This window comes from Oceanobacillus sp. FSL W8-0428, from assembly GCF_038004405.1.
Lineage (GTDB): Bacteria > Bacillota > Bacilli > Bacillales > Amphibacillaceae > Oceanobacillus > Oceanobacillus sojae.
Map to the genome: position 1 here is coordinate 1,157,147 of NZ_JBBORB010000001.1, position 22,612 is coordinate 1,179,758.

A 22,612-nucleotide genomic window follows, 5' to 3' on the forward strand; every position below is an offset into this window, starting at 1 on the left:
ATGCATATACAGATCATTCTGATATGTAATCCTCGATAACTATTCCATTTCATCAGCTTCAGATAAACAAGACTTAAGAGCATCTTTATCCAGCATATCAAGCTCAGATTGTTCCGCAGGAAATCCTTCGAAGCTTTCCATTATGATAAAATCGTCCTCCCCTAAAGAAAACCTGGCTAATATATTTGATTCTGTAAATAGGCTATCTTTCTGATCTTCCAATTCTTCTAACAAAGAAACATCTATTATTTGGAAAGGGGATTCTTCAAAAAGCATATCTGTTCTTTCACTTTGCAGACACGCCTCTAACGAATCCGCTTTCATTTTATTGTTACCACTTGTCAGCTCCTGTATCTTTCTCCCATCTGCATCCAGTTGCTCCGCTTTAGACAAAACCATGTTCTCAATTGGAAAAACGCCATTTTTCTCTGTCAAAACCATATAAAAACTGCTCGCTACCAAAATAAAACTAATGAATAATAAACTTGCTGTACCAAATGTAATTGCTTCTTTTTTTATAAAAAATAACCTGTTGACCACTACGAATAAATAAACAAGAAATGCCACCAGACCTGCCGCGAGCAAAAATATTGGCCAAATCTCCATTCTTCTCTCCTTTCTCCCTATAAAAGCAATAGGGTAATTATTTATATCAGTTCATAAACCGAAACTAATGACCTGATACAATTATACTACAAAGTATGTAATTTATTTCATCACTTTTATAAATCGAGCCAATATAACTATACCGTTATCTAATAAACAAGGTATTAAAAACCACAAACGTTTTTTGGTCTATATCTGAAAATAAAAAATAATGACTCCCGCCTTAAACTGCATGCGGAAAACCATTATTTTTCATCCTCATCTATTCATTTCTGCGGCATCAGCTTCAATTCCAAACCTTCCGCCTTATCCATCCTCGTTTCATGATAATTCCCATCAACCCAATCACTCATCTGGTCATGATACCACTCACTTCTGTAATGACCGTCCTGCCCAGGCCCGACAATATGATATCCTGCATTCATATCTCCGGCATCTATCACAAAGCGCCAGGAAGCGCCGTGATCTACTACACCTGTTTTTGAATTATAACTGGCAGCCATTGGTGTCACACTACTTCCTCCAACTGGTATAGCATCTTCATTATTAAAGAAAAATGCTAAAAATGGGCTGACTCCTGATAGTGGATGATTGAAATGAACCTGATGATAATCACCCCATGTCCAAGCAGACATATCCTCTCCATAACCTTCTGCCAGCTTTTCTAAGGCTGCTTGCAAAGATCCATGCAATACATTTTCTACCCCGCCATTTTCATCCAGCCAGATCGACTGCTCTCCATCTCTAGCCAATCGCAGCATATTATCTATCGATTGGGACTCTGTTGAAAATAAGCTTCTCATCGTATCAGGGATTTTCCCTTCATAGATTTCATTTTGAATCTCCTGCATCCAATGCTCAAAAATCAGCGGCTGCGGCTTATCTTTATCTGCTGTAAAGTTCCAATCTGCCAGCAGCTTTAGAGCTTCTTGTTCCTGTTCTGTCAATTCCGCATCATTCAAAGCTTCCTGAAAGAAAGGAACAAATTCCCGTGCTCTTAAATCCGTCTGATCCATTTGCAGATTCTGCATATCTTCCACTGTAAAATTATCTCCGGATTCCAGCACTTCCTCAATCCGTTCATAGCGATATGGCTGCGCCCACACATTGCTGATATGATAAGGGTAGCTATCCGGCGCAATTTTGTTATTGGCAGTTGCAATGAAGCCTTTCTCCGGGTTCACAACAGCAGGAAGCTCATCAAATGGGATAAAATCCTGCCATTCATTCTCTGCTTCCCAGCCGTTTAACGGTAATAGAGCATCTTTTCCATCCTCATAAATCGGAATTTTACCATTTGCTTTATAGGCAATGGTTCCATCCTGAGATGCAAACACGAAATTTTGTGCCGGAACTAGAAACTTCTCCAGACCTTCTTCAAATTCCTCCCAATCAGCTGCACGATTCATCTCCATAATCGCCTCTAATTCCGTACTCGCATCCAGCGCTGTCCATCTTAAAGAAAGTACCGTCTCTTTCCCGGCATCTTCAGCAAACTCTGAAATAACAGGTCCATGGCGCGTTTCTGTCACTTCATAATGAATCGTTTCTCCATCCTTTACTTTAATCGGCTCCTCAATGATTTCAGCCTCTTCCCACTCATCCTCATATAAAAACTCATTAGCATTATCCGGATTCCGCTTCTCAATATATAATTGCTGTACATCTGGACCCGTATTGGTTACGCCCCATGCTATCTGATCATTATGACCAAGAATAATCCCCGGCACACCGGCGAAAATAACCCCGCTCACATTCAGCTCCTCCTCTGATTCCAAATGCATTTGCAGCCAAATGGATGGAGTAGCCAGTCCAAGATGCGGATCATCTGCCAAAAGAGGCATCCCTGACGCTGTTTTATCACCACTGACAACCCAGTTATTACTGCCATTAAAAGGATGAGGAATAATTGCATCCTCAAAGCTTGCCGCAATATCCAGCAGCTCCTCCTCTTTAATAATTGCCGGTCTATTTTCTGGGTATGCCGGGAATAATTCATATGCTTTTTCCTCATCATATTCATTGAGCAGATAATAATTAAATGCCTGCTGTTCCCAATGTCCGCCAAGATCAAATGCCATAAATTTTCCTATCGTCAATGAATCCACCGGCGTCCATTCCTCCGGCTCAAACCCCATTAATTTAAATTCAATTGGTAAGCTGTTATTTGCCTTCGCTTCCTCTATATAAGCATTTACACCTGTAGCAAAGTCCTCCAGAACTTCTATGGATTCTTCAGAATAAACCTCATAGGATTCCTCTGCAGCACGTCTTAAACCGAGTGTCCGGAAATATTTGTCCTGATTGACAGCATCCTCGCCAATCACTTCACTCAACATTCCCGAAGCCTGTCTTCGCGAGAGCTCCATTTGAAACATCCGCCGGTCTGCCTGGATGTATCCCTGCGCAATATACAAATCCCGGGCATTATCCGCCTGAATATGCGGTACTCCGTCTTCATCCGTTATAACCGTAACTTCATTCTCAAGTACAGAAAGCTCTACTGTTCCTTCTGTTATCGGAAGGGATTTATTTATGTACCCGTTTACAAACAAAAACGCAGCAAGTCCAAGAATAACAATAAATCCAAATATGCTGAGCAGGATTTTCTTTTTACTGAATCTATTTTTCTTAGGCGATGTTTCATAGACTTTCTTTCCCAATTACAAAATCCCCCTTAGTAACTCTCTTTTTAATGTCTGTCTCTAATGAGAAGCATAGCATGTTGGATTGGGATGTCAAGATTGCTATATTATGGAATATATGCTGCCTGATTCATTTTTATATCCCGGAAACTGGTTAAAAAGGTAAGAGACGCACAGCTTCATTTAAAGGTATATCTGAAAATCAAACAAACAGTGCAATATGAGCAGTTTCGCCCATATTGCACTGTTTAAAAAATCTATTTCAGCTCCGGCCAGAATGCTTTATTCACCTCGATTAAGTCATCTAAAATATCTTTTGCTACTTTTGCACTCGGCACAGTTTTAGATAAAGTGATAGCCTGCCATAATTTTTGATAAGAGCCTTCTTCAAACGCTTCTACTACTAATTTTTCCACGCCAACCTGCTGTTCCATCAGGCTTTTTTGGAATCTCGGTATTTCACCTACAACCAGCTTTTCCGGCCCTTTGCTGCCGACGATACAAGGAACCTCCACCATTGCTGTCGGGTCAAAGTTAATAATTGCCCCATTGTTCTCTACAATCATCAGCATACGTTCTTTTGTATTAAAGGCAATCGCTTTTGCCAAGTCAACAATGTAAGAAGCATGCTCATCGATGGTCAGCTTTGTTTCCTCCGCTGAACCTTTCTCGATAATATCCCGGCACTCACCAAAAATAAATTTCTCACGGCCTGCCATTACTTCATTAGCACGTGTATATTCTTTATTGGAATGAGCAACTTCATAGTCTGGATACAGATAGTATTTTAAATACGTGTTTGGTACTGTTGAAGGATCAAGCACTTGAACATCCCTTGCTTTTTTAAGTGTACTGTTCCAGCTCTCCTGCTGTTCCAATTCAGACGTTCCATCCGTTGCGTAACCATGCTGACTCACATGCTCTGTCACTTTGGACATCAGGCTGTTTCCTTGCTTGTCACGGATATCTGTCCACCAGCCAAAGTGATTCAATCCGTAGTAATCTACTTCCATCTCTTTACGTGATGATAACCCTAAGTTTTTCGCAATCAATTCTTCAATACCAATCGGCATATCACAAATATTTAAGATCTTAGAGTTTGGTCTTAATTTACGTGTTGCCTCTGCAACAATAGCTGCCGGGTTAGAATAATTTAACATCCAGGCTTCTGGGGAATACTTTTCCATGTAGTCTACCAATTCCAGCACTCCCGGGATGGAACGCATACCATAAGCAATTCCGCCTGGACCGCATGTTTCCTGCCCTACAACCCCATGCTTCAATGGGATTTTCTCATCCTGTTCACGCATGGCATATTTGCCGACACGAATATGTGCCATGACAAAGTCTACGTTAGTAAATGCTTCTTCAGGATTTGTGCTGGCCAGTAAGCTTATTTCCGGTGCACGTTCTTTTAATAAAATCTCACAAGCATCTGCAATCGTTTTTTGTCTGTCCCCATCATTATCATAGAGTTTAATCGTATCAATCGGGAACTCATCCAGATAATCCAACAGCATCAAAATAATTCCCGGTGTAAATGTACTTCCGCCTCCAGCAATGGTAATGTTAAACTTTTTCATAATAAAACTCCTCCTCATATATGTTTAAAGTTTCGCTTCAAAATAATCTCTTACTTGCGGTACACTCAGGCCAACAATCACCTGTATACTTTGACCGCTTTGAGCTATTCCGTGCGCCATTTGATTATTTGTAAAGTAATCATTTCCTTTGACCAAATCAGGGTCATTGACTGTCACACGCAGTCGTGTTGCACAGTTTGTAACATCTTTAATATTTTCTTTGCCGCCAAGTCCTTCTAAGTAATAGACCGCCTTCTCTTCATACTCAGAATCATATTTAGGAGCTTCCTCTGCATGGTTACCATCATGTTTCGCATTTTGATAATCCTGTTTTGTGTATAATTTAACCTCCTTCTCGTTTTTACGGCCTGGCAATGGAATATCGAATTTAACAATAAGCCATCTGAATATGACAAAGTACAATGCTACAAAAATAAACCCTATAATAGCTTGGACTATATAAATTCCTCCATGATTGGAAGAGAGCGGAATCCAGTTCAATGCAGCTATCTCAATAAAGCCGGAGCCCATCATGCCAACGACACCAAATATGTTCATAATCGTCACCATTGTCGCTCCAAGAAGCGCATGGATAACAAATAGGTATGGTGCAATAAATAAGAATGTAAATTCAAGCGGTTCGGTAATGCCTGCAAATACTGCTGTTAATGTAGCCGGCAATATTAACGCAAGTACTTTCTTTCTGTTTTCTTTAGGTGTTGAATAGTACATGGCGAGGGCAATACCTAAACAGCCAAACATTTTAATGTTTCCATGCATTAAAAATCCATATGGATAGAGATCCTTTAAGGCTGCTGTTGAGTTAGCAAATTCATTTAAATGGGTAATCCAGTATGGCTTTAACCCTTCATTGACAGCTGCCGGTCCATATTCAAACGGTGTATAGATAAAATGATGCAGACCCGTTGGAATTAAAACTCGTTCCAGGAAATGAAATAGCCAGACACCGAGATAACCAGCCTGTGTAATGAATCCTTGTAATGAGCCGATTCCCTGCTGCACATACGGCCATACAAATGCAATAAGAAAAGCAAAAGGGATCATTACAAAAAAGCCAATAATGGTAACGAATACAAGGCCTTGGAAAATTCCCAGCATTTCAGGCAATTTTTTATCATAAAAATGATTGTGAATCCAAATGACAATGCCTGATATTGCAATAGCACCAATAATATTTGTATCCAAAGTCGGGATACCTGCAATCTCTTTTACACCTGTTAAGTTTTCAACTCCCTGGGATAAATCTACTCCAAAGGTAGATGGCCAAAGGGTTAAAATAGCATTGATATAATTGTTAAAAACCAGATAAACCATCAACGCCGCAAGTGTTGCACGTGCTTGCGCTTTCTTAGCAAGTGAAATGGGCAGCCCAATAACAAAAGCCAGCTCCATATGATCAAAAATTGTCCATCCTCCACTTTCAATAAGCGACCAGATGTTATACCACATCGTACCCTCTTCAGCGATGCTCCCCATGATAGCCGGATTTTTAAATAAAGTTGCAAGTCCGACAACAATACCAAAGAACGCAAATAAAAGAACAGGAACAATCATCGCACTGCCAAACCGCTTAATTGCATTCATAAACAAAAACTCCTTCGTCTTAATCTGTAATTCCAATATATAGGCAGCGCTTACAAATTCCAATAGGTTTGACGTGTTTAGAAATAGCATAGTAACATTAGATTATATTTTCATAGAACGAAAATATTTTCAGCAGAAGGGTGAACGAGATGATTTTAGATAAACTGGTAAACCAATACTTTGATGATTTAAATGAGAACGACTTACATATTATTAAAACGATTCATGAACATATTGATGAAATGAAGACGATGAAAATTCAGGATCTGGCTAACTATGCTCATACTTCCATCTCTTCCATCCATCGCCTTACCAGAAAGATAGGTTTAGATGGCTATAGTGATTTAAAATCTTATATTAAATTAAATAGTTTCACCGAAGAGACAACTCAGGATTTAATGGAGCTGCTCAACCAGGATATACAGCAGACAATGAAGTACATGGAGCAGCTGGACTTTTACCAGCTAAATCAGCTGATTGATCGCGCTCCTTATATCTATATTTACGGCACAGGAACGGCACAGCTGGATTTAGCCAATGATGTACAGAGGCAATTATGGTCGCTCCATAAGAAATCCCAGGTAATGCGAAGTGAGCGGGACTTTACAGATGGACTTGGGGAAATTGATAAGGACGATCTGTTATTTATTATTTCTTTATCTGGAGAATCGAAAAACCTGGATGAAATCATTCATATGATTAAAACAAGAAATATTAAATATATCAGCGTAACAACATTGCGTAATAATTTACTTGCTCAAAACGCAATGTTTAATATCTATGTAAACAGCACACCATTTTATCTGTATAATAAAGTGGACAACTCGAGCTTTCTGCCGTTCTATATTGTTTTTGATATTATTCTCAGAAAGTTTAGTGAGTGGAAGATGGAACAGCTGAAGAAATAAAAATTAATTAACAAGCAGCGCTTAGGAGGAGCCCTGTATCCTCCTTATTTAAACCAAAGAACCTCCTGCATAATAAATTTGCACTGCTGATGTGCTCCATTATTATGCAGGAGGTCAATTATTAGAAAGAAATAGAAGAACAGCATGACAGAAAAGCTGTTCTTCCTTTTTATGTTAGTTGGTAAATGATTCTTTCTCCTTATTCTCCTCCTCTTCCTTCTCCCTTTCCTTTTTCAACCGCTCCTGGCGCTGACGCTGCCGATAGCCATAAGTCGCATTCAGCACAACATCTTCATCCTCTAACGCTGTACCCAGCGCACCAATAACTGTAGCCACACTGGCAGCAATCCAGGCAATATAGAAATAATTACTTAGCCCTGGGGTCCCCGTAAGCTGATCCTCCAGCATCCCCATTGGAATAAAAACAAATACACCGACAAGGAATAAACCAAACAGCATGACATAGTAAATACACACCGTAATCAATAAAGTAAAAAATGTCGTCGCATTATACAGCCTTCGCACATAGCTGATATTCTGATCCCGCTTCCTCTCCCATAACCGATGAATCAAAATAATCCATACTGTCATCGCCAATATAGAAAAGACAGTAAGCAAACACATTCTGAAAATCGTATAATGCTCGCTTAATAGCCACAGGGTTGGAAAAACAAGTGCATAAGAACCCGTAGCAAAAGCAATGATCAGGATTTTCATAAACGACGGAAACAGAGACCAGGGCCGATTGGCTCGTACCATTCCAGCCAATAAACGGATAGAAATACTTCCTCTGCGTCCGACTGTAAAACGCACATCCAGGTATTCCTCTTCCCCATCATTTGGTGTTTCACGCTTAAGCGGAGACAGCCAGCCAAGAAATCTGCTCGTCATTAGATTTTTCGAATCATCCACATCAATCCCTTTATGCTTGCTTCTCTTTGACTCAATACGCAATGCAGAACGCTCCCGGCTCTCCTCTGAGCTCCCATAGTACATTTCATTAACGAGCTGCATGATAGATTCCCGCAAACGCCTGATCATAAAGGTAGAGCCAAAGCTGGGCATGCTAATCAGCGCTATATTTTCATCCTCATTTGCCTCAGCCACAATCATTCGATTTTCTATAAACAATGGAATGTCCGTCAGACAGACCGCATAATCCCATTCCTTCTCCTCTTTCTTTTCCTTTGTTGCCTCCAGTATTTCTTTAGAATTTGCTCCCACGCCGAGCAAGGGATCTTCTATATAATCAATTTTCCATTCTACTTCTTCTTTTACATAATAATCCAGCAATGATGGCAATTCATTTTGCAGCCTTGCTCCTATTTCTTTTGGATAACCAGGTGCAGTTATTAGACCGATATATTCTGTTGTTTCACTCAAATTAGTTTCACCTCTATTTTTTTGTCTGCTATCTTCTGGTATAACTATGTTCCTTTAACCGAAAAACGGAAAGATTAAACACTTCACTCCTAGAATTAAAATGAATCTGACTTCTGTCTAACCTTACCCATCATGTAATAAATATTAATTAACCTTGAAAAAATACATCTTTATTAAAAATAAAACTTCTACTAACCTGAATTTGCCCTTTTCCTCATAATTCATCAGCATCTGGATACGCTGTCATAATAATAACTCTATATTATTTTTTCTGAAAATTACTTGTTATCCCTCTATATTTATGTTAAAGTTTTAAAAAGTTTAAACTTCTTTTTCTTAAAAATGAAGGAGGGACTTCTTTTTGGAAAATGACCAACCAATTAAAGAATTAATTGAAATGCATTTTAATACCTTATCAAAAAAACAGCAAAAGGTAGCGAATTTCGTATTAAATAATCCAACCTTTGTTGGTACACATTCCGCAGCTGAGGTTGGAAAGAAGGCCGACACAAGTGAAACAACAGTTATTCGCTTCTGTTATGCACTTGGGCTTGAGGGCTACGCGCAGCTGCAAAAGAAAATCACCTTATTTGTTTTTAACCAAAATAGTGTCAGTACACTGGGGAATTATTTTTCAGCTAAAAGGAAGCTGTTTAATGATCACCATCTGATTGAGAAAGCAATGGAAAAAGATATAGCGCAAATTGACAGAATTGCTAAACAAATAGATAAAGAATTATTCTATAAAGCCACTCATCAATTACATCAAGCAAAAAAAATATATATTATCGGAGCCGGTGCATCACAGTTCCCTGTCCAGTGGCTCCATTTTACATTAAATATCCTGAGGCCAAATGTATCAATTATTCAAACAGATACACCGGAGCTTATTCGGACAATGCAGGAAATAGATGAGGACTCTGTCGTCATCGTTATTTCCTTACACCGCTACTTTAAAGAACCGATTCATATCGCAGAAGCCCTTCATAATCAGGGAGTAACTGTGCTTGCCATAACTGATTCCAAGCTGGCGCCGATTCAAAAACACTGTACCCATGCTTTTATATTGGAGCAAACCGAAAAATCAACAATTGATTTAATGCCATCACTTATTTCCTTCCTTAATTTAATGGTAACAGGAATGATGACATTTGATCCGGATTATTATGATAAGCAGCGCGTGAACTTCGATGATTTTAACAATAGTTTTATTTCTGACAGATGGAGTTGAGAGTAATGACAAATCAACAATTAGCAGAACGATTACAGCCAATCTTTGAGCATTTTCATAAGAACCCGGAAATAAGCTGGAACGAAGTAGAAACAACAGCATATCTGGTGCGTTTTTTGCGCCAGCAGGGTTTAGAACCGCATACATTTGATAATATGACAGGATTATATGTAGACATCGGGAAAGGGACTCCCAAGGTTGGGTTCAGAACCGATATAGATGCTTTATGGCAAGAGGTCGATGGAGCATTCCAGGCAAACCATTCATGCGGTCATGATGGTCATATGACCGTAGCTCTCGGTGCTGTCCTTTTATTAAAAGAGCTCGAGCCTACCTTGCCAGGAGCTGTTCGCATCCTTTTCCAACCGGCCGAAGAAAAGGCACAGGGGGCAAAGGCTTTTGTTGATCAGGGTGTTATCGATCCGCTCCAGTTTTTATTCGGTACACATGTCCGCCCTCTCATAGAATTAGAAGATGGAACCTACGCACCAGCACTGCATCATGGCGCAGCTAAGCTTTTCACTGGAGAGATCCATGGTGCAGAAGCACACGGTGCAAGACCGGAGCAGGGAGCAAATGCTATTGAGGCTGCAGCAGCGCTGATTGACGGCCTTAAGCGTATTTGGATCAGCCCTGCTGAATCTGCTTCTATCAAAATGACACAAATACAGGCAGGCGGAACATCAACAAATATCATTCCGGGCAGTGCAGCATTCAGTATTGATGCACGGGCACAAACAAATGAAACAATGGATGCTTTGACCGCAGGCTTTGAAAAGGCTGTTAAAGCTGTCAGTACACTGTATGATGTTTCCATTGATTACAAAGTAGATGCACATATTGCTGCAGCTCAAGTGGACGCCACAGCCAAATCCATTATGAAGCAGGCAATTATCGATGTGGCAGGAGAAGAAAATTGCGCGCCGGAAGTCATTACACCAGGTGGAGAAGATTTTCATTTTTATACGTATTCCAAGCCGCAGCTGCAAACAACGATGCTTGGTCTCGGATGCGGGGTTACACCAGGACTCCATCATCCAAAAATGACATTTAATCGAAAACGCCTGCCGACCGGAGCTGAAATTATTACACGGGCACTTGTTCTGGCATTACAACAGACAAAGAAAGAAGCGATCCAAAATGATTCAATATAAAGAACTGAAAACAATGGCAGAAATGGAACAAATGCAAGAGCTTGAAGGAAGAGTGTGGGGAATGGCAACTCTCCCCACCCACCAGACGCTTACCGCAGTCAAAAACGGAGGCATCATTGTCGGAGCTTATGCAGACAGCAAACTAGTCGGCTTCAGCTATGGATTTGCAGGCTTCGATAACGGCAAAAGCTATCTATGCTCTCATATGCTTGGTATTGACTCGGCATACCGTTCCCAGGGTATCGGAGAAACGCTGAAGCAAAGACAACGGGAAATCGCCATCCAGAAAGGTTATGACATGATGAAGTGGACATATGATCCGCTGGAAACACGTAATGCCTATCTTAATCTCACCAAGCTGAACGGTATTTGCAACACCTATATTGAAAATTGTTACGGCGAAATGCAGGATGGCTTTAATAAAGGGCTTCCTTCAGACCGCTTTGAAATCCATTGGCATCTGAAAAGCCCATACGTGGTTGAAAAACAATTGGTAAACCCAGAAAACCCGATAGCTTTAAATACACTAACCTATAATCAGGCAGGCTTACCCGCCTTTCACAAAGGAAAACAACCACCTGAATTAACTGAATATTCCTATTCCATCAATATACCTAAGGATTTTCAAGGTCTAAAAGCAGCAAGTCAAGATTTAGCGATGGATTGGAGACTGCAGACAAGGGAATTGTTTCAGAAACTTTTTAAGGCTGGCTACGCAGCTGTACGACTGAAAGCCCTTGAAAACTACGGAAAATATATTTTTGTAAGGAAAGAAAACTTAGACCTTGGAGGAGATCAATCATGAAAATAAAAGAAATTACTATTCGTCATTTGCAAATGAAATTAAAAGCACCTTTCACTACAAGCTTTGGCACATTTACGAACCGGGACTTTTTATTACTGGAAGCAAAAGATGAGGATGGCACCATCGGCTGGGGGGAATCTGTTGCATTTCACGCACCTTGGTATAATGAGGAAACATTGCAAACCAACTGGCACATGCTGGAGGATTTTCTAATCCCGCTTATTTTAAATAAAGAATTAAAACACCCTGATGAAGTAAATGAAATCTTTTCAGCCATCCGGAAAAATAACATGGCAAAATCAACACTCGAAGGAGCCGTCTGGGACATTTATGCACAGCAGACCAACCAGCCTCTCGCAAAAGTATTAGGCGGAGCAAAAGAAAAAATTGAGGTCGGTATCAGTATCGGCATTCAAAAATCCATTAATGATCTCGTCAAATTAGTAGATGGCTACATTCAAGAAGGCTATAAACGCATGAAAGTAAAAATTAAGCCCGGCTGGGATGTAGATGTGATGCGTACATTACGTGAAAAATTCCCGGACACAGCCATTATGGCAGATGCTAATTCTGCCTATCGTTTAGCGGATATTGACCTGTTAAAACAGTTAGATGACTTTGACCTGACTATGATTGAACAGCCATTAGCATCCGACGATATTATTGATCATGCAAAATTGCAAAAGGAACTCAAAACACCAATCTGCCTAGACGAAAGCATTCACTCATTAGAAGATGCACGTAAAGCAGTCGAGCTCGGAAGCACAAAAATTATTAATATTAAAATCGGCCGGGTCGGCGGATTAACTGAAGCGAAGAAAATCCACGATTACTGTGCAGAAAACGGTATTCCAGTGTGGTGCGGCGGTATGCTGGAATCAGGAATCGGCCGTTCACATAATGTTGCCTTAACAACTCTGCCAAACTTTATTTTACCTGGTGATACTGCCGGATCCAGCCGCTACTGGGAAAAAGATATTATTACACCGGAAGTTGTTGCAGAAAATGGTTATATTACCGTTCCAACAGAAGCTGGAATTGGTTATGAAGTAGACCGGGAAGCTGTAGAGGCTTACACCGTAGCAAAGAAAGATTACAGATAAGGGAGATAGTCAGATGAAAAAGAGTTTTCAAATAGGAAGCGCCTTTGTTGGTCTTATTGTCGGAGCTGGATTTGCATCAGGGCAGGAAGTTATGCAATACTTTACCAGTTTTGGTATTTGGGGAACAGTCGGCGGAATTATCGCCACCCTTCTCTTCGTCTTTTTAGGCTACACCTTTGCCCAGCTGGGAACCGACCTGCAGGCAGCCTCCCATAAAGGCGTTATTTATTATATAGGCGGACGTTATATCGGAGCAATATTGGATATCTTGATTACCTTTTTCTTATTCGGTGTAGCCGTCGTTATGTTTGCTGGCTCCGGATCCACCTTTGAGCAAATGTTTGGAATTAATACAATGGCAGGAAGCATCATTATGGTGGCATTGACTATTCTGACATTACTATTAAATACACAAAAGATTATCGGCATCATCGCAGCCATTACACCTTATTTAATTGCGATTATCTTTATCATTTTAATCTATTCTATTTTCACAATGGATTTATCCCTTACTGAAGCAGATGCCATAGCAAAAGAACAAACTTCTGCAGCATCGAACTGGCTGTTAAGTGCTTTTCTCTATGTATCTTACAACCTGGCAGCAGGTGCAGCATTGCTAATCGTTATGAGCGGCGGCGAGAAAGACCGTAAAATTGCCGGTCTTGGAGGTATTTTAGGAGGCGTTATGCTTGGCGGTTTAATTATCCTGATTCACATCGGTATGTTCGTAAAAATAGATGTAGTTGCGGGAATGGACATGCCAACCCTTGCATTAGCGGAACAAATTCACCCTATTGTTGGTATTCTGATGGCCATTGCCCTGCTTGGTATGATGTATAATACGGCAGTTGGTATGTTTTACTCCTTTACCGTACGATTTATCGCACCTGATAGAAAAGCCTATAAGCCTGCTGTGGTTATTATTGGGTTACTTGGATTTGTGGCAAGTTTTGCCGGATTTACAACACTTGTCGGAAAGGTATATTCTACGATGGGTTATCTGGGATTTGCTTTGATTATTGCAGCGATTATTGCCTGGTTCAGAAGAGGTAAGGCCAAGGTATAAATATTTGAAGCGGCATTCTCAAAACAAAGCTATTTAAAATATCTTCTTTTAAAGTAATTATCAATTCTTATTGTCTTTATCATTTTATTGTGATAAATTTTATTCGTAATCAAAAAATAAATAGCACCCCGTATATTCCTGGTAATATGGTCCGGGAGTCTCTACAGAGTAACCGATAATTACTCTACTATGGACGGTTAATTATAATAGAACACACTGACTGAGCAAGTACACACGGAGTGTACTGATTTTTTGTTGTTGATTCTAGTTATCTGGTCGTCTATCTAAAATAGGCGGCTTTTTCTATATACAACCTGATTACATCTAATTGGCGGCTGGGATCATTCTATTATAATTACTGATAAAACCAACCTCTATTTAATTAATGCAGATATGCGGGTGCAAATGGAGGAAATGCATGGATATTTTAAAGGATATTCTGGCAGCATTAAGCGGTGTGCTGAATGGACTGCCTCAAGGCCTGTTAGCATTAGCATTCGGCTTTGCTTCAGTCCCTACTGCTTTAGCATTTATTGTCGGAGCTGTGGGAAATGCCTTTACTGGAACAGTAGCAGTCATTTCATTTCAAGCAGAGTCTATTACTGTTGCCGGTACGTTAGGGAAAAATATGAAGGAAAGGCTGTCTATGCTTTTCTTTGGAGCCTGTTTCATGGTGATCATTGGTGCCTTCGGTTTACTGGAGCGCATCGTGGAATGGATTGGCCCCGTTGTTACAACAGGTATGATGGCAGGAGTTGGTCTGATGCTGACAAAGGTAGCCTGGGATATGGCTAAGAAAGATAGACTGGCTGGAATTATCTCCTTTGCCAGTGCACTGGTTACTTATATTGCGACGCAGGATCTCGTTTATACCATCGCCGTTTCAGTGATTCTTTCCAGCTTGATTTACTATTTTGTTCACAAAAATGATACTGCCGGCGCAGCTCAATCTCTTCCTAAAGAGAAGATAGCACTCCAGCCCTTTGTTTTTAATCCAGCTGTTATCCGTGGAGCTCTGGCATTGGCCTGTTTAAACATTGGTGCTAATATCGCCTTTGGTAATATTAATAGTGCGATTGCTGAAAAAAGCTTAAATCTTGATGTTCTTACTGTCATCAGCGGTGTTGCTTCTATGGTCTCTGCTCTATTCGGCGGCGGTCCTGTTGAAGTTGTTATTTCTGCCACAGCCAGCGCTCCTCATGCCGTCTGGTCAGGCGTCTTAATGATGGTTATCATGGCAATTATTCTTCTTTTTGGCATCCTGCCGAAAATAGGGAAATACATACCGACCGCATCGATTGCAGGCTTCTTGTTTGTTCTGGGAGCAATCGTTACATTACCGGGTAATGCAATCGAATCTTTAACAGCAGATGGTTCTGGCGGCATCGTCGGAGCAACTACGATTGTGGTAACATCCATCACCGATCCTTTTGTCGGTATGGTCGCAGGTGTCGTCATGCAGTTCTTAATTAATTTATTCGGATTCTAATAAAACGAGGTGGACAGAATGAAAACATTTGAGATTGATATAAAAGGCTTGAAAAGAGTATTGCCAATAGTTGCTGTAGCAGAGGATTTAAAGATTGCCAGTTTTGATATTCTGGGAGATACGGAATTAGTCACTTATCTTGCTCCATTATTAGCAGAAAAGCTGCCGGAAATTGACTATATCGTAACAGCTGAAGCAAAAGGTATCCCGTTAATTCATGAAATTTCAAAAGTGTTAAAAATGGATAAATACATTGTTGCGAGAAAAAGCATTAAACCTTATATGCAGAACCCGCTGATTAAAAAGGTAACCTCCATTACAACACAAAAGGAACAGACCTTGTGTCTTGATGGAAAAGATGCTGATTTACTTCATGGAAAAAGAGTTGCCATTATCGATGATGTAATCAGTACAGGTGAATCTGTACGTGCTCTGGAGGAGCTTTTGGAAGGAGCAGGTGCAAATGTTACAGCAAAAGCTGCTCTTTTAGCAGAGGGCAGTGCTGCCGAAAGGAAAGATATTATCTTTTTAGAGGAATTGCCTTTATTTTAGGTAAGAATATAAAAACATCCGAATCCTAAAACGAAATTTTGTTTTAGATCCGGATGTTTTTGATTAGAATGATAAGCCTGAATTATTTGCCGGCTTGCCTTTAGATACCTTTCCCGCTCTTTAAAATATCCATTGGTAAAGTAGAAGGCGTCTCAAAATTCGATTTCATATTATAATATTTCTGATCCTTGCTGGAAGTATATAATCCCTGCATTGCTTCTAATACATGAAGGCCAAGTAAACCATCTGCCCGATGCTGCCTTTGCCTGAGGATAGCATCAGCCATGTCTAAAACTCCTATTCCCCTGCTATTTCCTCTGAAGCTATGTGTAAGCGGTACTTCTTCAAAATCTAATTGGCCCTGTTTTTTCACGTAAACTGAACCAGAAAAATTATTAGGATCCGGAACGATAAGACTGCCGGTGGTACCATGAATTTCAATATTAGAGCTTCTCGTTCCCCACACATCAAAACTCGTAATAAGTGTACCTATCGCTCCGTTTTGGAAATCCAATAAACCTGCTACATGTGTCGGTACATCGACATCGATTTCTTCACCGTAGTTAATTTCTCCAGTAATTACCCGCTTAGGAGAGGATATCTTTGCCATACCTGCCACACTCTTTATCGGCCCTAACAAAGCAGCTAGTGCAGTTAAATAATAAGGTCCCATATCAAATAGCGGTCCCGCCCCTTGCTGATATAAAAATCCCGGGCTTGGATGAAAGCTTTCCGGTCCACGGTACATCATAAATGCAGTAGCAGCAAGGGGAGCGCCTATCCATCCGTCATCAATTAATTTACGTGCTGTTTGAATTCCGGCACCTAAAAAAGTATCTGGAGCTACCCCAACTAACAGATTCTTTTCTTTTGCCAAACGCATAATCTCTTCGCCATCTTTTAATTCTGTTGCTAAAGGTTTTTCACTATAGCTATGCTTGCCAGCATCAAGTGTTTTAAGATGAATTTCCGCATGTGAATTCGGATTGGTCAAATTAACTACTAATTCAATATCCGGATTAGCTAAGAGCTCTTCAACCGTACAAGCTGCCGGTATACTAAATTCCTGTGCTTTCTCCTCAGCTCTGGAAATATCTAAATCAGCACAAGCTAATACCTCTATGTTATAAAACGCTTTCAAATTCTCAAAATAAATAGAACTAATATTTCCACAACCGATAATTCCCACATTTATTTTTTGCATATTTAAGATCCTTTCTTTCTACTTTTAAAAAGCCTATTTTAAACTCTTCATAATCTAATTATTTTAGTCCCTGTTCCTTAAATCAGCAACAATAGAAGCGTGAAATTTATCCAATTTGTAAAAAAAGAGAGCTATAATTTGAGCAATAGTCAGGACAATCAAACCAGCATACATAATAACTCTTATCATATCCTGAGCAGAAGCAGTAATAGCGTCAGGGTTATATCCTGCCCACGCCAGAGCATATGCCACTGCAGCCGATCCAATGGCAATACCAAATTTAGTGGCAAAACTATAAGCAGAGTACAGTAATCCATCTGTTCTTTGCCCATATTTCCACTCCTGATAGTCGATAGAATCTGCTAATAAAGCAAAGTTTGCAGCACCATTAACACCAATAAAAGTAAATGCGATGAAAAAGACTGTTGTAAAAACAGTAAATGATCCATTTTCCAATAAGAGCATGGCAATAAATAACGGAACACAAAGTGTCAGTAAAATAATACTCCCATTTCTATTGCCCAATCGTTTAAGAATAAAAGGGGCAATGGCTCCTCCTACAAAATTCGCGACATTTGCCAGAGTTAAATATAGCGGAACCATTTGCGGCTGTTCTAATACATAAGTTACATAGTATATTAACACCCCAAAGAATAGACCGATACGCAGAAAATAAATCAAAGAATTGACTGCCACCATCAACCAGGGTTGGTTTTTAAACATGTTGACCGCAGCTTTTCTAAACACTATCGGATTATTTTTATCAACAGGTTCCGTAAAACGTTCCTTGCAAAACTTAAAAGTAAACATAAATAAAACAACGCCAACTACTGAATAAAGAGCCATCGTAATAGGGAACCCCAGCTGCTGGTTACCATTTCCCAATAAATCAACCAGCGGAAGTGTAAGAGCAGAGACCGCAATTGATCCGGCAGCGAGTCCCATCATTCGAAAACTGCCTAATTTGGACTTCTCAATGGAATCCCTGGTCATAAGAGGCAATAATGCTCCATAAGGCAAATTGATCCCTGTATAAATCATACCTAATAGAAAATAAGTAACATACGCATAAATTATTTTTCCTGTATTTGAAAAATCAGGAGTTATAAATGTCAGAACACTCAAAATCGCGAACGGAACTGCTAAGTATAATATATAGGGCCTGGCTTTTCCATGTTTTGAATTTGTTTTATCTACAATAATACCCATAATAGGGTCATTCACAGCATCCCAAATTCTTGTAATTAGAAAAAGCGTCCCAACCACTGCAGCTGATATCCCAAAAACGTCTGTATAAAAGAAGAGCAGATAACTTGTTGTCATTCCCCAAACAAAATTTGAAGCTAAATCGCCAAAACCATAACTGACTTTTTCCAGCATTCCTAATTTTTCCGGTTTTCCTTTTTTTATTTCCGGCACTGCAGGACTAACATTTAATTCTGCCAATACGTCTCTCCACCTCTCCTAAAATTATTTTTCCATCTGAAATTTATCTGCTTAAGAACAAGTTTTTCATATAAAATGCGTGTTTAAAAAGTAGTCAAATTAGAAGCAAGAAGATCCAGGCGACGTGACTTTTCCGAACGGAGCGTATGCTTTTAAATACGTGAGTAACGGAAAAGTCACGTCAACGCAGAGATTCGCCGCTTATCATTTGGGAACTTTTTGAACATCCTCATAAAGATAGCCCGAGTAACGATTAAATGAACCTTTTCTCGGGCTGCCCTCTGCTTCGTTTCTTCTTTTTCTACGTACAGTTATCACAATACATTCTTGGGTACAATAAATAATGTTTAATTTAATTCAACAACTTGTCCAGTCTCTGCAGACTTATAAATTGCTTCTAAAATTTGTGTAACAACGAAAGCTTCTTCTGGTTTTACCAAAGGCTCCGTATCATTTAAAATACTATCAATCCATTGGGTTGCTTCTGCATCTCTCTGCTCAAGAGTCTCCCCTGAAAAACCGTATATTCCTCCAGCTCCCGACGGCGTTGTCTCCACTAATTGATTATGAGCAACATGATTAAATACAACGTAACCTTTATCTAAAAATGCTTCACCAAACATTTCTGCACCGCCTTTTGTACCACAAAGGGTTACTTGCGCTTCTTTTGTATTTACCATATTGAGAGCCCATGCAGATTCCAGAAAGATTGTTGCACCATTTTCCATTTTTATAAAACCAAAAGCCGAATCTTCAGTCTCAAATGACTCTGGGTCCCAATGACCAAACATGTTTCCTTCAGGTCTATCTTTCAGTTTCTGATAAGTCGAACCAAATACACTTTTAGGCTTATAATTGTTCATACACCATAGTGCTAGATCTAATGCATGTGTTCCAATATCGATCAGCGGCCCTCCTCCCTGTTTTTCCTTATCAGGGAAAACGCCCCATGTCGGTACACCTCTTCTTCTTACCGCATGTGCTTTTGTTAAATATATATCACCCAGTTCATCATTCTTACACGCCTCATGCAGCATAATGGAGTCCTGACGGAAACGATTTTGATAACCTATGGTTAGTTTTTTACCTGTCCGCCGTGCCGTTTCCAGCATTTGTTCCGCTTCTTTAGAATTAATAGCCATGGGTTTTTCGCACATAACATGCTTTCCGGCTTCCAATGAATAAATTGTAATTTCTGCATGAGATATATTAGGTGTACACACATGAACTACATCAATATCTATTTCTTCCAGCATGTTCTTGTAATCTGTGTATGCTTTTGCTTCACTACTTCCATATTCCTTTAATGCTTGTTCAGCTCTTTCTTTTATGACATCACAAAAACCAACCAGTTCTGTTTTATCCGTAAGCTTTACAAGAGCAGGAAGATGCTTCTGCAGAGCGATACCTCCACATCCAATAATGGCTATTTTCAACTTATTATCTATATTCAAATGTATCAGCCTCCAAAATAACTATTCATTTAGCATGTTTTTTAAATTTTTGTAACTGATTTCAATACTCTCTAGTTGATTTCTAGTTGTTAAATCCTGTTCTACTAAGATATATTCTGCACTTCCAATATCCTCCGCCGTTTTAATAATTTCTGGAATTTCCATCATTCCATCTCCAATTTCTGTGAAATACTCTGGCTGGGAGAATGGAATGAAAGCATCAAAATCAATGACCGCATTCTCATCTATGCTTTCAAAAGCGTTCACCGGATTCGTTGATGACGGCATATCCTTCTGATGAATAATTTTACATCTCTCTTTTACTTTTTTAAGATAGTCTACAGGGTCTACGCCGCCCCTTAATGTCCAATAAGTATCAAATTCCAGTTTAACCAGCTCAGGATCGGTGTTTTTCAGTATAATATCAAGAACGTATTCTCCATCGAATTTTTGAAACTCTTGAAAATGGTTATGGTAATAAAAGTCAAGACCCTTCTCCTTACACTTTTGTCCATATTTGTTTAGTGTTTTACTGAACTCTAAAACCTCTTGTTTATTACTGAAAAATGCAATTGAACAGCCTATGCCTCCACTTCCCAGCTCTAAATTATAAGTTATTGCCTCTTCTATAATTTCATCAGTAAGAGGTGATACATGCATAGAAATCGCCTTAAGTCCCAGCTCTTCTAATCTATTTTTTAAATCTTTCGCTTCCAGGCCTTCTATCTTCATCTCTTTATCAGCATCATGGATAAAAAATTCTAAATTCCGATAGCCAATATCAGCAATCTTTTTTAATGTAGAGAAATAATCCTTTGCCAACTCATCACGTACTGAAAACAACTGCAATCCCATAGATAATGTCATATGCATCCCCTTTTCCTTTTTTGTAATCGATTACATTTTTATTTTTAATTAATCGCAACCATCCAGGCTATACTACCTTTTTTCAAAGATTGATATTAGTATTCTTAAACATTAAAGATAGTTTACACTCAAATTTCAGCAAATGTAATCGATTACTCAAAAGTCTATAGCTCCTTAAAAATAATGTCAAGCTAAAATTCAAATTTATCAGTTTTTTCATTATTTACCAATATTTATTATTAATAAGTCCCTTCAGGTGGTCTCACGAATTATTAAATGGTGGTCCAAAACTAGGCTTTCTACTTCTTCTCCTCTAATCTTACTCATAAGCATCTGAACTGAAATACTGCCCATATCATACATTGGTTGTGCTACCGTAGTTAAGGGAGGATATACTACATTCGAAAATTCAATATTATCAAAGCCAAACAAAGCCATTTCTTCCGGTACCCTCAACTGATTAATATGTAACTCTTTCAACGCTCCTACTGCTAATACGTCTGAAACAGCAAAAACAGCAGTTGGCCGATCGGCCTGGTTCAACAGGACCCTCATTGCCTGCTGTCCCGACTCAAAATTTAGATGCTTTGTATTATAAATCCAATCATCTTTAATTTCCAAGTCAAATTCCTTTAGCGCTTTTTCATATCCTCTGTATCGTTCTGATGCATAAAGAAATTTTTTATCAAAATTGATAAGCCCTATTTTTTTATGTCCCAGCTTGATTAAATGCTTAACAGCTTGATATGCTGCCCGCTCACTGTCAATCGTTACATAAGACAGGGTATTATCTTTAGCATATTCACTACACTGCACAATTGGATATTTAGTGGAAAGCTCAATTAATCTCTCCTTATTCACTGTAGGATCCATTGAAATTATGCCGTCAGCCAGTTTATTTTTAATCATATTAAAGAATATAACTTCTCTAGCAGGATCTGAGTCTGTTTCACACAAAAGAATATTATATCCAGATTCGATTGCTTTATTTTGAATACCATTTATTATTTGCGCGTAAAACGGGTTGGAAATACTGGGTAAAAGCACCAAGAAAAGCCTGGTTTGAGATGTTCTTAAGCTTCTTCCCAAAACACTGGGTTCATAATTTAACTCTCTGATTGCATTTTGAACTTTAAACTGCGTATGTTTTCTAACTTTATCCGGGGTATTAATCACACGTGAAACTGTAGCAACAGAAACACCTGCATATTTGGCAACCTCCTGTATAGTAGCCATTAGTATCTCCTCCATTCTTAAAAGTAATCGATTACATAATATTTTTCATCTGCCATTGAAATTTTTGAATATAGTTGATTTTTCTTATCTTTATTATCATACAATCAATTTTATATAATTGAAAGAGCATCTGTTCAATATAGCCTGAGACATTAAACATTTTTCATTTTAGTTTTTTTGTTGTACATATAAAGAACTTGGATAATCCCATCAAGTATGAAAAAAGTACCTCCTTCCATAGATAGATTTATCCTGTCGGCAGAGGTACTTCTTCA

The 22,612-nt window shown here is 39.2% G+C and carries 18 protein-coding genes and 1 riboswitch; of the genes, 8 read left to right on the forward strand and 10 right to left on the reverse strand.

What is annotated here, in order from left to right; all coding sequences use genetic code 11:
- Nucleotides 1-39: 39 nt before the first annotated feature.
- The 4 genes from MKY30_RS05130 to MKY30_RS05145 all read right to left on the reverse strand — a co-directional run bounded on the left by MKY30_RS05130 (nt 40) and on the right by MKY30_RS05145 (nt 6,439).
- Entirely contained in the window at nt 40-606 is a 567-nt protein-coding gene (locus MKY30_RS05130; RefSeq protein WP_341082973.1) for a hypothetical protein, read from the reverse strand.
- Nucleotides 607-872: 266 nt separating this feature from the next.
- Nucleotides 873-3,269, reverse strand: a complete 2,397-nt coding sequence (locus MKY30_RS05135) for a penicillin acylase family protein (RefSeq protein ID WP_341082974.1) — start codon at nt 3,267-3,269, stop codon at nt 873-875.
- A gap of 239 nt (nt 3,270-3,508) precedes the next feature.
- Nucleotides 3,509-4,834, reverse strand: coding sequence for a 6-phospho-alpha-glucosidase (locus tag MKY30_RS05140; RefSeq protein WP_341082975.1), 1,326 nt, complete (start codon nt 4,832-4,834; stop codon nt 3,509-3,511).
- A 24-nt stretch (nt 4,835-4,858) separates the two neighbouring features.
- Nucleotides 4,859-6,439, reverse strand: coding sequence for an alpha-glucoside-specific PTS transporter subunit IIBC (locus MKY30_RS05145; RefSeq protein WP_341082976.1), 1,581 nt, complete (start codon nt 6,437-6,439; stop codon nt 4,859-4,861).
- 149 nt (nt 6,440-6,588) lie between these two features.
- Here MKY30_RS05145 and MKY30_RS05150 point away from each other — a divergent pair, with 149 nt between their 5' ends.
- Complete coding sequence (locus tag MKY30_RS05150) at nt 6,589-7,347, forward strand: MurR/RpiR family transcriptional regulator (RefSeq protein WP_147211377.1); 759 nt, start codon at nt 6,589-6,591, stop codon at nt 7,345-7,347.
- Nucleotides 7,348-7,521: 174 nt separating this feature from the next.
- On the opposite strand, the gene MKY30_RS05155 is transcribed toward MKY30_RS05150, so the two are convergent.
- Nucleotides 7,522-8,730 carry a hypothetical protein gene (locus MKY30_RS05155; protein WP_341082977.1) on the reverse strand — a complete coding sequence of 403 codons (1,209 nt, stop codon included), beginning with the start codon at nt 8,728-8,730 and terminating at the stop codon, nt 7,522-7,524.
- Nucleotides 8,731-9,091: 361 nt separating this feature from the next.
- On the opposite strand from MKY30_RS05155, the gene MKY30_RS05160 reads away from it, so the two are divergent.
- The 7 genes from MKY30_RS05160 (at nt 9,092) to MKY30_RS05190 (ending at nt 16,130) form a co-directional block, all read left to right on the forward strand.
- The gene (locus tag MKY30_RS05160; protein WP_246145185.1) at nt 9,092-9,961 is read left to right on the forward strand and encodes a MurR/RpiR family transcriptional regulator; all 870 of its coding nucleotides are present in this window, start codon (nt 9,092-9,094) and stop codon (nt 9,959-9,961) included.
- A 5-nt stretch (nt 9,962-9,966) separates the two neighbouring features.
- Nucleotides 9,967-11,115, forward strand: a complete 1,149-nt coding sequence (locus MKY30_RS05165) for an amidohydrolase (RefSeq protein ID WP_341082978.1) — start codon at nt 9,967-9,969, stop codon at nt 11,113-11,115.
- Nucleotides 11,102-11,920, forward strand: coding sequence for a GNAT family N-acetyltransferase (locus MKY30_RS05170; protein ID WP_147211380.1), 819 nt, complete (start codon nt 11,102-11,104; stop codon nt 11,918-11,920). Before MKY30_RS05165 ends, MKY30_RS05170 begins: the two co-directional genes overlap by 14 nt.
- The gene (gene menC, locus MKY30_RS05175; protein WP_147211381.1) at nt 11,917-13,023 is read left to right on the forward strand and encodes an o-succinylbenzoate synthase; all 1,107 of its coding nucleotides are present in this window, start codon (nt 11,917-11,919) and stop codon (nt 13,021-13,023) included. The genes MKY30_RS05170 and menC overlap by 4 nt, the downstream gene beginning before the upstream one ends.
- A gap of 13 nt (nt 13,024-13,036) precedes the next feature.
- Complete coding sequence (locus MKY30_RS05180) at nt 13,037-14,089, forward strand: YkvI family membrane protein (protein WP_147211382.1); 1,053 nt, start codon at nt 13,037-13,039, stop codon at nt 14,087-14,089.
- A gap of 108 nt (nt 14,090-14,197) precedes the next feature.
- Nucleotides 14,198-14,299: riboswitch (purine riboswitch) on the forward strand.
- Between the two features lie 208 nt (nt 14,300-14,507).
- Complete coding sequence (locus MKY30_RS05185; RefSeq protein ID WP_147211383.1) at nt 14,508-15,578, forward strand: solute carrier family 23 protein; 1,071 nt, start codon at nt 14,508-14,510, stop codon at nt 15,576-15,578.
- An 18-nt stretch (nt 15,579-15,596) separates the two neighbouring features.
- Nucleotides 15,597-16,130, forward strand: coding sequence for a phosphoribosyltransferase family protein (locus tag MKY30_RS05190; RefSeq protein ID WP_147211384.1), 534 nt, complete (start codon nt 15,597-15,599; stop codon nt 16,128-16,130).
- 100 nt (nt 16,131-16,230) lie between these two features.
- On the opposite strand, the gene MKY30_RS05195 is transcribed toward MKY30_RS05190, so the two are convergent.
- From MKY30_RS05195 to MKY30_RS05215, 5 genes are all read right to left on the reverse strand, one after another.
- Nucleotides 16,231-17,334, reverse strand: a complete 1,104-nt coding sequence (locus tag MKY30_RS05195) for a Gfo/Idh/MocA family protein (RefSeq protein ID WP_147211385.1) — start codon at nt 17,332-17,334, stop codon at nt 16,231-16,233.
- Between the two features lie 63 nt (nt 17,335-17,397).
- A complete protein-coding gene (locus MKY30_RS05200; RefSeq protein ID WP_147211386.1) occupies nt 17,398-18,780 on the reverse strand; it encodes an MFS transporter in 1,383 nt (460 codons plus the stop codon).
- A gap of 347 nt (nt 18,781-19,127) precedes the next feature.
- Nucleotides 19,128-20,228, reverse strand: a complete 1,101-nt coding sequence (locus tag MKY30_RS05205; RefSeq protein WP_339286352.1) for a Gfo/Idh/MocA family protein — start codon at nt 20,226-20,228, stop codon at nt 19,128-19,130.
- A 27-nt stretch (nt 20,229-20,255) separates the two neighbouring features.
- The gene (locus tag MKY30_RS05210) at nt 20,256-21,101 is read right to left on the reverse strand and encodes a TIM barrel protein (protein WP_198048631.1); all 846 of its coding nucleotides are present in this window, start codon (nt 21,099-21,101) and stop codon (nt 20,256-20,258) included.
- Nucleotides 21,102-21,353: 252 nt separating this feature from the next.
- On the reverse strand, nt 21,354-22,337 hold the full coding sequence (locus MKY30_RS05215; protein WP_147211388.1) for a LacI family DNA-binding transcriptional regulator: 984 nt from the start codon (nt 22,335-22,337) through the stop codon (nt 21,354-21,356).
- Nucleotides 22,338-22,612: the final 275 nt, after the last annotated feature.

Coding starts and splice junctions, on each gene's coding strand:
- MKY30_RS05130 (WP_341082973.1), bottom strand. CDS start 606: ATGGAGATTTGGCCAATATTTTTGCTCGCGGCAGGTCTGGTGGCATTT.
- MKY30_RS05140 (WP_341082975.1), bottom strand. CDS start 4,834: ATGAAAAAGTTTAACATTACCATTGCTGGAGGCGGAAGTACATTTACA.
- MKY30_RS05145 (WP_341082976.1), bottom strand. CDS start 6,439: ATGAATGCAATTAAGCGGTTTGGCAGTGCGATGATTGTTCCTGTTCTT.
- MKY30_RS05150 (WP_147211377.1), top strand. CDS start 6,589: ATGATTTTAGATAAACTGGTAAACCAATACTTTGATGATTTAAATGAG.
- MKY30_RS05165 (WP_341082978.1), top strand. CDS start 9,967: ATGACAAATCAACAATTAGCAGAACGATTACAGCCAATCTTTGAGCAT.
- MKY30_RS05170 (WP_147211380.1), top strand. CDS start 11,102: ATGATTCAATATAAAGAACTGAAAACAATGGCAGAAATGGAACAAATG.
- menC (WP_147211381.1), top strand. CDS start 11,917: ATGAAAATAAAAGAAATTACTATTCGTCATTTGCAAATGAAATTAAAA.
- MKY30_RS05180 (WP_147211382.1), top strand. CDS start 13,037: ATGAAAAAGAGTTTTCAAATAGGAAGCGCCTTTGTTGGTCTTATTGTC.
- MKY30_RS05185 (WP_147211383.1), top strand. CDS start 14,508: ATGGATATTTTAAAGGATATTCTGGCAGCATTAAGCGGTGTGCTGAAT.
- MKY30_RS05190 (WP_147211384.1), top strand. CDS start 15,597: ATGAAAACATTTGAGATTGATATAAAAGGCTTGAAAAGAGTATTGCCA.
- MKY30_RS05195 (WP_147211385.1), bottom strand. CDS start 17,334: ATGCAAAAAATAAATGTGGGAATTATCGGTTGTGGAAATATTAGTTCT.
- MKY30_RS05210 (WP_198048631.1), bottom strand. CDS start 21,101: ATGACATTATCTATGGGATTGCAGTTGTTTTCAGTACGTGATGAGTTG.
- MKY30_RS05215 (WP_147211388.1), bottom strand. CDS start 22,337: ATGGCTACTATACAGGAGGTTGCCAAATATGCAGGTGTTTCTGTTGCT.